The organism is Betaproteobacteria bacterium, from assembly GCA_009377585.1.
Lineage (GTDB): Bacteria > Pseudomonadota > Gammaproteobacteria > Burkholderiales > WYBJ01 > WYBJ01.
The window spans coordinates 18,477-33,668 of record WHTS01000004.1 but is presented as its reverse complement, the minus strand read 5'-3'; the positions used below and the strand labels follow the sequence as shown (position 1 = coordinate 33,668).

At 64.9% G+C, this 15,192-nt stretch carries 9 protein-coding genes; 5 read left to right on the top strand and 4 right to left on the bottom strand.

The genetic code is table 11. The features are described 5' to 3' along the window. Positions 1-177 precede the first annotated feature (177 nt). Positions 178-2,784 carry an ATP-dependent chaperone ClpB gene (clpB, locus tag GEV05_02290; GenBank protein ID MPZ42229.1) on the top strand — a complete coding sequence of 869 codons (2,607 nt, stop codon included), beginning with the start codon at positions 178-180 and terminating at the stop codon, positions 2,782-2,784. A gap of 362 nt (positions 2,785-3,146) precedes the next feature. On the opposite strand, the gene GEV05_02285 is transcribed toward clpB, so the two are convergent. Genes GEV05_02285 through GEV05_02270 form a run of 4 tightly spaced genes read right to left on the bottom strand, consistent with a single transcriptional unit; the run spans position 3,147 to position 8,878 of the window. Then, the gene (locus tag GEV05_02285) at positions 3,147-4,217 is read right to left on the bottom strand and encodes a carotenoid 1,2-hydratase (GenBank protein ID MPZ42228.1); all 1,071 of its coding nucleotides are present in this window, start codon (positions 4,215-4,217) and stop codon (positions 3,147-3,149) included. Next, positions 4,217-6,826: an FtsX-like permease family protein gene (locus GEV05_02280; GenBank protein ID MPZ42227.1), complete on the bottom strand. Its 2,610-nt coding sequence runs from the start codon at positions 6,824-6,826 to the stop codon at positions 4,217-4,219. Before GEV05_02280 ends, GEV05_02285 begins: the two co-directional genes overlap by 1 nt. Then, entirely contained in the window at positions 6,733-7,404 is a 672-nt protein-coding gene (locus GEV05_02275) for an ATP-binding cassette domain-containing protein (protein MPZ42226.1), read from the bottom strand. Before GEV05_02275 ends, GEV05_02280 begins: the two co-directional genes overlap by 94 nt. Before the next feature lie 16 nt (positions 7,405-7,420). Continuing rightward, positions 7,421-8,878, bottom strand: coding sequence for a DEAD/DEAH box helicase (locus tag GEV05_02270; GenBank protein ID MPZ42225.1), 1,458 nt, complete (start codon positions 8,876-8,878; stop codon positions 7,421-7,423). Between the two features lie 360 nt (positions 8,879-9,238). On the opposite strand from GEV05_02270, the gene GEV05_02265 reads away from it, so the two are divergent. The 4 genes from GEV05_02265 to prsT all read left to right on the top strand — a co-directional run bounded on the left by GEV05_02265 (position 9,239) and on the right by prsT (position 15,078). Then, positions 9,239-9,856 carry an HNH endonuclease gene (locus GEV05_02265; protein ID MPZ42224.1) on the top strand — a complete coding sequence of 206 codons (618 nt, stop codon included), beginning with the start codon at positions 9,239-9,241 and terminating at the stop codon, positions 9,854-9,856. Between the two features lie 146 nt (positions 9,857-10,002). Further along, positions 10,003-10,635, top strand: coding sequence for a threonylcarbamoyl-AMP synthase (locus GEV05_02260; GenBank protein MPZ42223.1), 633 nt, complete (start codon positions 10,003-10,005; stop codon positions 10,633-10,635). Positions 10,636-10,687: 52 nt separating this feature from the next. Continuing rightward, positions 10,688-11,890, top strand: coding sequence for a tryptophan--tRNA ligase (locus GEV05_02255; GenBank protein MPZ42222.1), 1,203 nt, complete (start codon positions 10,688-10,690; stop codon positions 11,888-11,890). Between the two features lie 173 nt (positions 11,891-12,063). After that, a complete protein-coding gene (prsT, locus tag GEV05_02250; protein ID MPZ42221.1) occupies positions 12,064-15,078 on the top strand; it encodes a PEP-CTERM system TPR-repeat protein PrsT in 3,015 nt (1,004 codons plus the stop codon). Positions 15,079-15,192: the final 114 nt, after the last annotated feature.

Below are 15,192 nucleotides of genomic sequence, written 5' to 3'. Positions count from 1 at the left end.
GGCGCGCAATGCAGTTTCTGCGCGGGCCCGGAATTTGATCGCAGGGGCTCGGGTTTTGGATTTGCGGACCAAGCCTCAATAGGTGGACCGTGACCGAGCGGCACCGCGCGCGCCAGGTTGAAATGGTGTCGCAGTCCCCCATCTAGACCCCAACCTAGAAGCCACGGGATTGAGCCGATGCGATTCGACAAGTTCACGACCAAGTTTCAGCAGGCCTTCGCCGATGCCCAGAGCGTCGCTGTGGGGAACGACAATCCCTACATCGAGCCTCAACACCTGTTTTCCGCCCTGCTCGAACAGGACGATGGCGGCGCAGCCTCGCTGCTGGCGCGCGCCGGCGCGAACGTGCAAGGGCTCAAGGACGCCTTGAAGGAAAGCATTCGCCGTCTGCCGAAGGTCGAAGGCACAGGCGGGGAGGTGAACATCTCCCGCGACCTGTCCAATCTCCTCAACCTCACCGACAAGGAAGCGCAGAAGCGGGGCGACCAGTTCATCGCCTCGGAGTTGTTCCTGCTGGCTGCGCTGCAGGACAAGGGCGAAACCGGCCGTCTGCTCAAGCAGTACGGCGTCACTCGCCAATCGCTCGACCAGGCGATCAGCGCCGTGCGCGGCGGCGAGAACGTCTCCAGCCAGGAGGCGGAAGGCTCTCGCGAAGCGCTCAAGAAATACACCATCGATCTCACCGAGCTTGCCCGTGCCGGCAAGCTGGATCCCGTGATCGGCCGCGACGACGAAATTCGCCGCGTGATTCAGATCCTGCAGCGCCGCACCAAGAACAACCCGGTGTTGATCGGCGAGCCCGGCGTGGGCAAAACCGCGATCGTCGAAGGCCTGGCGCAGCGCATCGTTAACGAAGAGGTGCCGGAGACGCTCAAAGGCAAGCGCGTGCTGTCGCTCGACATGGCGGCTCTGCTGGCCGGTGCAAAGTATCGTGGCGAGTTCGAGGAACGCCTGAAGACCGTGCTGAAGGAGATCTCCCAGGACAGCGGGCGCACCATCGTCTTCATCGACGAGCTGCACACCATGGTCGGCGCCGGCAAAGCCGAGGGTGCGATCGACGCCGGCAACATGTTGAAGCCCGCGCTCGCCCGCGGCGAGCTGCATTGCGTCGGCGCAACCACGCTCGACGAGTACCGCAAGTACGTGGAGAAGGACGCGGCGCTGGAACGGCGCTTCCAGAAAGTTCTGGTCGACGAACCGAGCGTGGAGAGCACCATCGCGATCCTGCGCGGACTGCAGGAGAAATACGAGGTGCACCACGGCGTCGAGATCACCGACCCGGCGATCGTCGCCGCGGCGGAGCTCTCGCACCGCTACATCACCGACCGCTTCCTGCCCGACAAGGCGATCGACCTGATCGACGAGGCGGGCGCGCGCATCAAGATGGAGATCGACTCCAAGCCCGAGGAGATGGACAGGCTCGATCGGCGCCTGATCCAGCTCAAGATCGAGCGCGAGGCGGTGAAGAAGGAAACCGACGAGGCTTCGCGCAAGCGCCTGGAGCTGATCGACGGCGAGATCGAGCGCCTGTCCAAGCAGTATGCCGACCTGGAAGAGATCTGGAAGGCGGAGAAAGCGCAGGTGCAGGGCTCGCAGCACATCAAGGAAGAGCTCGACCGGCTGAAGAACGAGATGGAAGCGGCCAAGCGCAAGGGCGATTGGCAGAAGATGTCGGAGATTCAGTACGGCCAGATTCCGCAGCTCGAAGCCCAGCTGAAGGCGGCCGATACCAGCGACAAGGCGAACGCGGCGCGTCCGCGGCTGCTGCGCACGCAAGTCGGCGCGGAAGAGATCGCCGAGGTCGTCTCGCGCGCGACCGGCATCCCGGTTTCCAAGATGATGCAGGGCGAGCGCATGAAGCTCTTGCAGATGGAGTCCAAGCTGCACGAGCGGGTCGTGGGGCAGGACGAGGCGGTGCGGCTGGTGGCGGACGCGATCCGGCGCTCGCGCGCGGGCCTGTCGGACCCGAAGCGTCCCTATGGCTCGTTCCTGTTCCTGGGGCCGACTGGCGTGGGCAAGACCGAGCTCTGCAAGGCGCTGGCCGAATTCCTGTTCGATTCGGAGGAGCACCTGATCCGCATCGACATGTCGGAGTTCATGGAGAAGCATTCGGTGGCGCGCTTGATCGGCGCGCCTCCGGGCTACGTCGGCTACGAGGAAGGCGGCTATCTCACCGAAGCGGTGCGGCGCAAGCCTTACGCTGTGATCCTGCTCGACGAGGTCGAAAAGGCGCACCCGGATGTGTTCAACGTGCTGCTGCAGGTGCTCGACGACGGCCGCATGACCGACGGCCAGGGTCGCACGGTGGACTTCAAGAACACCGTGATCGTCATGACCTCGAACCTGGGGTCGCAGATGATCCAGCAGATGAGCGGCGACGATTACCAGGCGATCAAGGCTGCGGTGCTGGCGGAAGTGAAGACGCAGTTCCGGCCGGAGTTCGTCAACCGGATCGACGAGATCGTGGTGTTCCACGCGCTCGACGACAAGCACATCAAGTCGATTGCGAAGATCCAGCTCGGGTATCTCGAGAAGCGGCTCGCGGCGATGGAGATGCACTTGACCGTCACTGACGCGGCGCTGGCGAAGCTTGCGGACGCCGGTTTCGATCCGCTTTACGGCGCGCGGCCGTTGAAGCGCGCGATCCAGGCCGAGATCGAGAATCCGCTGGCGCGAGAGATCCTCGAAGGCCATTTCGGGCCGAAGGATCGGATCGTGGTCGACGTTCGTAACGGCCGCATCGCCTTCGAGCGCACAGCCGACGCCGAGAGCGTCGCGGCCTGAGGAGACCCACACCACCCCGGCGCTGCGCGCCACCCCTCCTCCTGAGAGGAGGGGAAAGCCAAGATTCCCCTCCTGCCAAGGAGGTTGTAGCTGAGCGGCTTGCGGTGGGATCGAACTGGGAAAGCCAAGATGTTCCCCTCCTGCCAAGGGGGTTGTAGCTGAGCGGCTTGGCGGTGGGATCGAACTGGGAAAGCCAAGATGTTCCCCTCCTGCCAAGGAGGGGCGGGACGCGACAAAGTTGCGGACGGGGTGGTCCTCACGCATGAGCACATCATCGGCCCTCCGCCACACGCATCGCGGCGTATCCGTGGGTACGCCGCTTTTTCTTTGCTTATCGCGTTCAGCGTGGCGCCTGAAGGGGGCTATAGCTCGAGCTTGCCGGCATACCCGGTGAGCTCCATGTAGCCGCGCCCCGCGGGCTGGCCGTGGACGAGCGCCGTCACCGCGCCTTCCCAGTAAACCGCGCCGGTGGTGATGCGCGCGTCGTTCTCCTGGTCGTCCATCATCGGCACGAGCTCGACTCGCAGATCGCCGACGCGTAGCTCCATCGCCACCGGGTAGGTTGCGCCGGTGCGTGGGCTGCGCCATGTGCGCTTGGGGCTCCAGACGACCTCGTCCGGCGCGAACGTGCGGCGCTGTTGCGCCCTTTTCAGCGTAGCCGCCGCCCAGAACGTTCTGCCGTCGCGGGTGCGCATGCGAAACGCCATCAGCGCCGAGCCGTCGTCGAGATTGATCCCGGTCCAGTCCCAGCCGACCGCTTGCGGCGCCATGTATTCACTCGACCACTCGTGGTCGAACCAAGCCGAACCGAGCACGTCGCGCGTGCGGCCTTCGATGCGCACCTGGCCGCCGACGCGCAGATGCGGCAGGCTGTAGTAATAGCTCGCCGACTCGGGCCGCGGGCCCTTGCGGCTGTAGCCGCCATCGCCCTGCAGCAGCGGCGGCTGGGTCGGATCGAGTTGGAGGTCGAGAGTGAAATCGCCCGCATCGATGCGTGTTGCATAGCCCGCAGCGTTCGTTCGCAAGTACCAATCGTCGATGTGCACGGCGGTCCGGCCCGTAGCCGCTTCCGCCAGGCCGAAACCCGCGCGCGCACCGCGTTGTACGTGCCGCAACCGGCCGTGGGCTCGCTCGGACACCGCGGCATGCAGGATAAGGATGTCGCGCGGATCGAAGCGGCTCGGATTGCCGCTCGCCGGATGCGGGCGGGCGCGAAAGAACGTCACCTGGAACCCCAGCGGCTCGCCGGCGCCATCGAGCCATCCGGTCACGTACCACCACTCGGTGCGAAATCCGGGATGACTGCCTTCGTCCTCGGGAAAGCGCAAGACGCGCCCGGGCACCACCGGGGCGAAGCCGCTTTGCGCCGCGCGGGCTGTGGCAGGCAGCGCGATCACGGCCAGCGCGCCTTTCAGGCACTCGCGTCGATTCATCACCAGTCTTCTTTCACGGCAACGACAATGTCCTCGCCCAGCGCCCGGCGCACACTCACGCCTGCAGTCAGAGCAGCGCACACGCTCAAGGCCGCCGCCAGGGCGGCGAGCGGGATCCACGGCACATGGATCTCCATGGACCAGTGGAACGATTGCCGGTTGATGACGTGAACCAGGATGATGCTCATCGCGCCGCCCACGACCAGCCCCGCAAACGCGCCGAGCGCGCCGACGACGCCGCCCTCGATCGCGAGCGAGCGGCCGATTTGCCTGCGTGACATGCCGACGTGATGCAGCATGCTCAGCTCGCGCCGGCGCGCCAAGGCCTGCGCGCTCGCGCCGACGCTGATCCCGAACAACCCGATGACGACGGCTACGACTTCGAGGAGGTAGGTGACGGCGAAGGTTCGATCGAACCGTGCGAGCGACGACTCGCGCAGCGAGCGGGGTTCGCGCAATTCGAGCTCGGGGCCCAACCCGAGCGTTGCGCGCAGCGTTTCGGCCGCACGCGACGGATCCATGCCGGGACGCAGCCAGATCCACGCTTCGTTCGCTCTCGCATCGCCCCCGGCACGGAGGTATTCGGCGCGCGGCATGAGCACGGCACCGCCTTGGCGCACGTAATCGCGCCAGATTCCGGCCACGGTTGCGGTGACCGTCTCGCCGCTCAGCGGAATTTCCACGCGCTTGCCGATGTCGAGCGCGAACAGCTCACGCGCCGCTTCGGAAACCCAGATCGGCGCCGAGCCGTCCTGCGGCAGGCGTTGCGGCGAAACCCATTGCAGCGCCTCGGGCCGCTGCGGATCCAGATCGCGCGCGATGAGCGTGACCGGCGGGCGGCGCGGGTCGAGCACGATCGAATCGAAGCGCGAAAACGCGATACGGTCCACGCCGTCCACGGCTCGCATGCGCTCCTGCGTGCCAGGGTCGATCCAGGCGCTCGCAGCCCTGCCGCCGCGCGCATACAGGTCGGCCGGCAGCACCGCGTGCAGCCAGGTATCCAGCGACTGGCGAAACGAGGCGATCATGATCAGCATCGCGACCGTGAGGCTCATCGCAGCGAGGATCGCCGCAAGGCTGATGCTGGCGTAGCGCGGTGCACCGCGCAGCTGCTGGAGCGCGAGACGGCTTGCAGGCCGTTGCGGCAGCGGCACATCGCTCAACGCCAAGCGTGCATAGGCCGGCATGAACATGAGCGCTGCGAGCAGCAGGCAGGCGAGCGAGGCATAGCCGAATAGCGGCAGGCCGTCGACGGCCGGCAAGGTGCCAAGCACGCCTGCCAGCGCGGCCAGAGCCGCGGCCGGAAGCCAGTGCGGTCGGTATACGTGAATGCGCTGCTCGGCCCCGCTGCGAAGCGCCGGTGCCGGAGCGGCCGCCGCGGCTTCCATGGCCGGCGCCAAGCCGCCCAACACGCTTGCCACGATGCCGCAGGCGGCGATCGCCGTAAGGCCAACCGGATCGATGTGCAAGCGCGCAACCACGCCGGCAAAAAAGCCTGCACCGAGGTCGCCGCCCAGGTGCGCGATCGCAATGCCGGCGGTAACGATGCCCAGCAGCAAACCGAGTATCGTTCCGATGACCCCGAGCACCCCGGTCTCGACAGCGAGCAAGGCGCCCAGCATGCGCGCGGGCAGGCCGAGCGCCCGCAACAGCGCGAAGTGCGTGCGCCGGCGCAGCATCGACAAGGCTTGGGTCGAATAGACCAGCACCGCGCCGGTGAAGAGCGAAACCAGCGCCAGCATGTTCAGATTGACCCGGTAGGCGCGCGACAAAGCGAGGCCTTGTTCGGCTGCAACGTCGGACTTGGAAGCGACGACCCCGGGCGGCAGCTCGGCATTGATTGCCGCCACGGTGCGACCGAGCTCGGCGCCCGGGCGCAAGCGGACGTCCAGCCGGGTCAGCACGCCGAGGCGATCGAACGCCCACTGCGCCGAGGCGATATCCATCAGGGCGAGCGGCTGGCGAGTTGCGTCGTTCAGGGGCAAGACCGCGATCACGCGGAGCTCGACGCTGCTCAGGCCCGACTGCGCGCGCAGGACGTCGCCCGCGGCGGCGCCGAGCGCCTGCGCCGCGGCAAGACTCAACATGACAGTGTTCGGGGCGAGCAAATCGATCAGGTGCGCCTGCGCCTCCCCCAGCAGGCCGGGCTGCAGCTCCAGCGCGCGCAACGGATCGATCCCCTGGATGCGCAGGACACCTGCAGGCTGCACCAGCTTGGCGTCGATCTCGAGGACCGGGCTCACCGCCGCGACTTCGGGGCGGCGCGCGAGACGCGGATAGAGCATCTCGTCGAAGCCGGAACGTGGCCCGCGCACGTTGAGATCTGCGGCTCCGGTGAGGCCGCGGACCGCGGCGGTAAATTCCGCAGCTGCCGAGTGGTTGATGAGATGCACCGCGCAGGCGAGCGCGACGCCGAGTGCGATGGCCAGCACCGTGAGCGCAAGCCGGCCGCGATTTCCCGACCATGCACCCCAGATGATGTGGCGCGCGAGCGCAGCGAAGGCGGCAAGCGGCATCAGCGTGCGGCGAGCTCGAGTCCCGCGGTGCTCAGGTTGTAGATCCGATCGGCGCTGCGCGCGGCAGTCGCGGAATGCGTAACCAGGATGCATGCGGCTGCGGCTGTGTCCGTCTGGCTGCGAAGCAGAGCCAGCACGTCGGCTGCGTGCTCGACATCGAGATTCCCGGTCGGCTCGTCGGCGAGCACCAGGCGCGGGCGATGGATCAGCGCGCGCGCGATGGCAACCCGCTGCATCTCGCCGCCCGAGAGCTCGTGCGGCCGGGACTGCGCGCGCTGCGCCAATCCCACCCGGGCGAGCATGGCCTCGACGCGGTCGGCGCGTTCGGAAGCCGCGATGCCGGCCAGTACCAGAGGCAGAGCGGCGTTGTCGGCGACGCTAAGGTAGGGCAGAAGGTGAAAGGCCTGGAAGACGAAGCCGAGATGGCGGCGGCGAAACGCGGCCCGATCGTCTTCGGACAATTGGCCGATGTCGGTGGCCTCGAATCGAATCGAGCCCGCATCAGCCCGGTCGAGCCCTGCGATGAGGTTGAGGAGCGTGGATTTGCCGCTTCCGGACTCGCCCATGATGGCAACGAATTCGCCGCCGGCCAGGTCGAGATCGAGGCCGTCGAACAGCATCTGCGGCGCAGTGCCGGCGAACGATTTGCGCAAGCCCCGGATCGTGAGCACAGGGCGCGCGCGGGCGCTATTTGGAGCGCGAACCGCCTAGCAGGACTGCCGTCTCGCGGCTGGGCCGCCGCCTGCGCCCCGGTTGCACCTCGGCGGCCGGCTTGCTGGCGGCGGTGGCGTCGTTGGCGGGCTCGTACGGCTTGCTGAAGTCGAATCCATCCTCGGCCACCGCCTTGGCTGCCGGCGCGGGGCGGTGGCCGCGCGCAGCCGATACGCGATTTTCGCTGCGCGGATCACGGCCATGCCGCTCGCGTGCATGCGCGCGCGGTTCACTCCGTACGCCCGGTGCGGATGCAGCGCCGCCAAATTCGAGCGCCTCGCGTGGGATGTCGCGCTTGAGCAGCCGCTCGATATCCGCGAGCAGCTTGTACTCTTCCGGCTCCACCAGGGAAATCGCTTCGCCGCTGCTGCCGGCGCGGCCGGTGCGACCGATGCGATGCAAGTAGTCCTCCGGGGAATAGGGCAGCTCGTAGTTGACGACGATCGGCAGCTCTTCGATGTCGATGCCGCGCGAGGCGACATCGGTGGCGACCAGCACGCGCACTGCCCCGGTCTTGAAATCCGCCAGCGCTTTCTCGCGCTCCGCCTGGGTGCGGTTGCTGTGAATGGCGGTGGCATCGATGCCGTCGCGCTCAAGTCCTCGCGCCAGCCGGTTCGCGCCCAGGCGCGTGCGCGTGAACACGAGCACTTGGCGCAGTTCGCGCGACTTCACCAGGTGCGCGAGCGCGCGCCGCTTGTCTTCGCCGCCCACCGCGTAGGCCTGGTGGGTCACGCTTTCCGCCGCCGTATTGCGCGGTGCAACCGCGATCAGAATCGGCCGATTGAGCAACTCGTCCGCCAGCTTGCGAATCTCGTCGGAGAATGTGGCCGAGAACAGCAGGTTCTGGCGCTGCGCCGGGATGGTGGCGAGAATGCGCTTGATGTCGGGCAGGAAGCCCATATCGAGCATCCGGTCCGCTTCGTCCAGCACCAGTATCTCGACGCGGCTCAGGTTCGCGGTGCGGCTGCGGACGTGGTCGAGCAGCCGTCCCGGCGTGGCGACCACGATCTCGACCCCGCCATGCAAGGCGCGTATCTGGGGATTCATGTCCACACCGCCGTAGACGACGGTGGTTCGCAGCGGCACGTGCTTGCCGTAGCCCCGGAAGCTCTCGAAGACCTGCACCGCAAGCTCGCGCGTCGGCGTAAGCACGAGTGCCCGCACCGGGTGCCGTGCCGGCGAAGGGCTGGTGCTGGCGTGTGGCGCCAATAATTGCAGGATGGGAAGCGCGAAACTGGCTGTCTTGCCGGTCCCGGTCTGGGCGCTGCCCATGATGTCGCGGCGGGCCAGCACGGCGGGAATCGCCTGGCGCTGGATGGGGGTGGGCTCGGTGTAACCTTGCTCGGCAACGGCGCGCAGGAGCTCGGGAAGGAGCTCGAGGGCGTCGAAGGTGGCGGCAGTGCTTTGAGGGGCGGTGGCGGTATTCGCGGTCATACTCCAGGCGACCGCAATTGCCGATGGCGCGAAGAAGAGCGGATGGATCGCAGTCGCACGTGTGTGGGATCGGACTCGGAAAAGTACATGAAAGAAGGCGATTATAGACGCTGCTGCGGGTGCGGACCAAGGGCTTGACGTTCCTGCGCGGGCAGCGCTTGTCGATCCACCGTCTTTCACCCCTGGCGATCGCGCGCCTGCTTGCCATGGTGCGGGGCGGCCGTGAAGCGCAAGAAGAGCCTACAAGCTATTGATTTCCGGTCACGTCTGCAGCGACAATGGCATCTGTGGCGAAGCCGGTAGACGCTGCAGCGTGCCGGGGTTCGCCGAGCAATCGACGCGCAAGCTGCGAAGGGCGTGATGATCCAGTCGAGTGTTCCTGTTCGCGGGACGCAGAATCCGGTCAACTTTCCGTTGATTCTGACCCTCGACATGCACGGCGTTCCACACCGCTGGATCACCTGGCAGCACGCCTGCTACTACTACGCCAAGGAACGCATCGCCTGGTCTCTCGGCGCCACGGCGTTCACGATCTACGGCGGTCTGTCGCGCATCTCGGGCGAGCGTTCGCACATCTCGGCTTCGAGCATCATCGCCATCAAGGGCAAGGCGATGGCGATTCGCTCGTTCAATAACGTTCCGCCGCTGAGCAATCGGGAACTGTTCCATCGCGACAGGCACTTGTGCGCCTATTGCGGCGGCATATTCAGCACCACGCGGCTTACGCGCGACCACATCACGCCCTTTTCGCGCGGCGGGCGCGATACCTGGATGAACGTCGTGACCGCATGCCGCTCTTGCAACGAGCGCAAGAGCGACCGGACGCCCGAGCAAGCCGGGATGGAGCTGCTGTACGCGCCGTACGTACCCAACCGCGCGGAATATTTGATACTGACCAACCGGCGCATTCTGCTCGATCAGATGGAATTCCTCTCGCAACACGTGCCGGCCCAAAGCCGCCTGCGCGCGACGGCGTAAGCCGGTCTCCGGCACGCTCTCGGCGCTGTCAGCGCCCGTGCCGGCGCCGCTACCTACACCCGGAACTCCGCGCCCGCCCCCGGAGGGGCCTGCAGGCGGGAAGATGCGCTCTGCTATGATGAATATTCGATTCCTGGCGGATTGACTTGTCTTCCATCGCCATTCATCCCGCCGATCCGCAAGCCCGATTGATCCGCCGCGCCGCGGACTGCGTGCGCTCGGGCGGCGTGATCGCATATCCGACCGACACCACCTACGCGCTGGGCTGCCGCATCGGCGACAAGGATGCGTCGGACCGGATGCGCGCCATTCGGGCGCTCGCCCCGGAGCACCACCTGACGCTCGTCTGCTCCGGCATCGGGCAGGCGGCTCTGTACGCCCGGATGGACGATATGCGTTTCCGCACGATCAAGCGGGCCGGTTCGGGCGAATACGTGTTCATATTGCCCGCAACCCGGGAGGTTCCGAGGCGCCTGCAGCATCCGCAAAAAAAAGCGATCGGCGTGCGCCTGACCGTTCACCCGGTCGCGGCGGCGCTGATCGCCGAGCTTGCGGAGCCCTTGCTCAGCACGACCCTGCAGCTTCCCGGCGACGACTATCCCATGAACGATGCGGACGAGATCCGCGCCCGCATGGCCGGACGTATCGACTTGATCCTCGATGCGGGGCCGTGCGGCATGGAGCCGAGCACCGTGGTCGACCTCACCGGCGTCGCGCCGGTTGTCATCCGCAAGGGAAAGGGGCCGATCGACCGGCTCGGATTGCCCGCGACCGACTAGGAAGGGGGCGCGTATGGGAAATTTCTGTCATTGACGAGGTCCGATTCGCATGATGTTCGCTGACCGAGTGCTCTCCGGCATGCGCCCGACCGGAAACCTGCACCTCGGGCATTATCACGGGGTGCTGAAGAACTGGGTCAGGCTGCAGCACGAATACCAATGCCTGTTCTTCGTTGCCGATTGGCACGCGCTGACGACGCACTACGATGCGCCGAGCAGCATCGAGCACAACACCCGGGAAATGCTGATCGACTGGATCGCCGCCGGGGTCGATCCTTCACAGGCGGTGCTGTTCGTGCAGTCGCAAGTGCCGGAGCATGCCGAGTTGCACCTGCTCCTGTCGATGATCACGCCGCTGGGCTGGCTCGAGCGTGTGCCGACGTACAAGGAGCAGCAGGAGAAACTGTCGGAAAAGGATCTCTCGACCTATGGCTTTCTGGGCTATCCGCTGCTGCAGAGCGCCGACATCCTGATCTATCGGGCCAACATGGTCCCGGTGGGCGAGGATCAGGTCCCGCACGTGGAGTTCACGCGCGAGATCGCGCGGCGCTTCAACCATTTGTTCGGCAAGCCGCCCGGTTTCGAAGACAAGGCGGAGGAAGCGGTCAAGAAGCTCGGCAGCCGCCGCGCGCGCGTGTACCGGGATTTGCGCACCCGCTATCTCGAGCAGGGCGATACCGAGGCGCTTTCGTCGGCACGCGCCTTGCTGGACGAAGCGCAGAATGTCAGCCTGGGAGACCGGGAACGCCTGTTCGGCTACCTCGAAGGCGGAGGACGCATCATTCTCACGGAGCCCGAGGCGCTGCTCACGGAAGCAGCGCGCATGCCGGGAATCGACGGCCAGAAAATGTCGAAATCCTATGACAATACGATCGGGCTGCGCGAAGCGCCGGATTCGGTGGTGAAGAAGATACGCACCATGCCGACCGATCCCGCGCGCGTGCGCCGCACCGACCCGGGTGAACCGGAGAAATGCCCCGTCTGGCAGTTGCACCTGGTGTATTCGGACGAGCCGCGCAAGCAATGGGTGCTGCAAGGCTGCCGCAGCGCGGGCATCGGCTGCCTGCAATGCAAGCAGCCGGTGATCGACGCCATTCTGGAAGAGCAGAAGCCGATGCGCGAGCGCGCCGAGCCCTACGTGAAGGATTCGCTGCTGCTCAACAGCATCGTCGCCGATGGCTGCGAGCGGGCCAGGAAACTCGCGCAGGAGACGATGCGGGACGTTCGAAGTGTGATGGGGTTAACGTCGGATTGATCCAAGAGGATTGCAAACCTCCTTGAGATGACGGCCTGTCAACCGTTAATGTCCGAAGAGCAAGAAACCCGTCCGTAGCTGAGGTGTCGTCGCGTCCGCTGGTTTTACGACGGACGAACGACCCGCGTGCATCTATCGACGGACGTGTCGGAAAGTGAACGGAGCGTGCGAACTTGGCAATATTCGGCAAACTGAATCGATCGGACGACGAAAAGGGGCCGAGCAGCTTGCTGCCCGATGCCTCTGTCCCGGCCGACCGACCCGGGGCTGATCCGGACATTTGCCAGGTCAGTCCGAGCAGCCTCCTCGGTGACGAGCCGCCGCGGCATACGTATTCCAAGGAGGAGCGTGTCGGCGCGCTCGTCAGCCCCGAGACCCTTTTGCCGCGCCCGCCTGTTCCACAGTCTCGAGGGTGGAACAAGTATGCATGGGGTGCCGGCTTCGTTGCGCTCGCACTGACCCTTTGGATAACGTTTCTCGCGTTAAAACCACAAAAGCCCATTCCCGAATTGATGGAAGAGGCCAAGGCGTACCAGGCGCGCGGCGACAACGTGGCGGCATCGATTCTGTTCAAGAACATCGTAGATCGGGAGCCCGAAAACTCCGAAGCGCACTTGCTGCTGGGCAAGGCGTACGTTGCCACGGGTGCGCTGTTGGATGCGGAGAATGCCTTGACGCGCGCCCGCGATCTCGGGGTGCCAGCGGCCGAGACGGTGCCGCTCGCCATGCAGATTCTGATCGACCTCGACCGGCACGAGGAGGTCTTGAAAGCGCTTGGCGATTCGAAACTGCTACTCGCAAAGGTGCCGAGCGAGACGATTGCGTTGCTGCTTGGACGGGCGTATCTCGGCGTCGGCAATACTGTCGACGCGCGGACACAGTTCAATATCGCGCGCAGCAAATTGCCGGGACCGGCGATGGCCGGTCTTGCCCGTGTGATGCTGCGAGAAGGCGACACGGATGGCGCGAGCAAGTTGCTCGACGACGTAATCGCCAAGCATCCGAGCACCGTCGAGGCGTGGCTCGCCAAAGGGGATCTGCTTCGGAGTCAGGAGAAGCCGACCGAGGCCGTTGCCGCGTACCGAGCGGCCGAGTCACTCGCGCCCAGCTCTCTGGACGCCATACTGAGCAGCGCGATCACCCTGATTGGCCAGGAAGAGCTGGTCGAGGCACGCAGGGAATTGCGCAAGGCGCGCTCCATTTCTCCTTCCAGTCATTTGCTCAGCTACGCAAACGCCGTACTGGCGCTGCGAGAGAAGCGCTACGACGAATGCCGCGAGTGGCTGCAGTCGGTGTTGAGCGTAGTGCCAAAGCATATGCCCACTGTGTACCTGGCCGGAATGCTCAATTTGACGGTCGGGAATCTGGAACAGGCGCAGGATGCCTTCAATGATTACCTCGTCAGGTTTCCCGGGAGCATTCAAGCGCGAAAAATGCTCGCTATCGTATTGCTGAAAAAGCAGCGGCCTCAGGCGGCAGTCGACATTGTCGCACCGTTGGCCGAGCTGGATATCAAGGACGCAAGTTTTCTATTGGTCGCGGGCGAGGCATATCTTCAGATTGGAAGCACTGAACGCGCACGCGCGCTGCTGACCAAAGCCGCGCGCCTCGATTCCTCGAATCCTGCAATCCTGACCAGTCTTGGCACAGCGCAACTCGCCGCGGGTGCTCAAGACAGCGCAATCAGCGAGTATGAAAAGGCAGTTGCCCTCGAGCCTGCGAATCCGTTCCCGTACCGCCGCCTGGCGATAACCTTGATGGCGAAAGGATGGATCGACGAGGCCCTGGCCGTCGCCGCAAAGCTGGAAAAGCGCATGCCCGAAAGCCCCGAGCATCATTGGCTCCGCGGGCTCGCGTATTCATTGCAGAAGGATTCGGTGAAGGCGCGCGAAAGCTATGAAACGGCGCTCAAGGCAGACCCGACGTTTTTCCCGGCGGCTGTGGCGCTCGCGGAGCAGGCGCTGTCGAACGGCGATGCCGATGGTGCTCGCGCTCGCTTCGAGGCTTTGCTGAAGGCGAACCCGGCAAATTTGGATGCCTCGTTTGCGCTGGCGAAGCTGGATGCAACCGACGGAAAGGTGGATAAGGCGCTTTCCCGCGTGCAACGCATCGTCGACGCCTATCCCGATAACGTTACGGGACAGGTCCTGCTTGCGGAATTGCAGCGCCGGTCCGGCAAGCTCGACGCCGCGCTTGGCACGGCGCGCCGTGCCAGAGAAGCCGACCCGCTGAATCCCTCCGCGGCCGAGCTGCTCGGGAAACTACAGCTCGAAGCCAAGGATATCGCCGGCGCGGTCCAGTCCTTCACGGCCTTGGTGAATATGCGGCCGCGCTTCTTGCCGGGGCGCCTGCAGCTCGCGGAAGTCCAGAATTCCTCCGGTCAACGGCGGGCCGCAATTGTAACGCTGCAGGAAGCGCTGGCACTCGGCCCCGGAAACGCCCATACATTCGCGCTTCTTGTCGAGCTCCTGCTGCAAGAAAATCAATACACCGAGGCGTTCGACGTAGCGGATAAGGCCAAGAAGCAACTGCCAAAACGTGCCATCGGATTGGCGCTCGAGGGCGAAATTCACTTGGCTCAAGGCGATGCAAAACAGGCTCTTGTTGCCTTCAAGTCAGCGATTCTGCTCGAGCCCATCGGTCGATTGCAGGTCCGCCTGCATCAGGCTGAATCCAGGCTACTGGGACGCGATGCGCCCATCGAACCGTTGCTCGACTGGGTCAAGAAGCATCCCAGCGATGGCCTGGTACAGCTCTATGCGGCAGACGCGCTGGTTCGATTTGGGCGTATCCCCGAAGCAATTCATTTGTACATGGCACTGCTCGAGCGCGATCCGAATAACTATCGCGTCCTGAACAACCTGGCCGATGCAATGGTGCGCCTGGGCGATCCAAGGGCGTTGGAATACGCTCGGCAAGCGTTCCAGACTCGCCCGAACGATCCCGTAATCGCCTCGACTTTGGGAATCGCATTTCTAAACCAAGGGAAAGTGGCTGAAGCGCTGCAGGTTCTCCGAAAAGCAGTGACACTCGATCCGGAGAATGGCGAGATCCGGTATCAATACGTTCTGGCTTTAGTCAAGATCGGGGACCGCGAACGTGCGAGGACCGAGCTTTCGGCGTTGCTGTCGACGGGCAAGCTGTTCCCTCAGCTCGCGGAGGCGCGAATGCTAGCGAACAAACTCTGACTGGTCGTCCGGATACCAGCGGCTTATTCCTTGTGCGTAAGCCGGTTTGAGTGGAGTTGTGCGTTCTTTCCTTGAATTGTAAATACATCTTTGGATTGCGTATGTCCCCGGCTG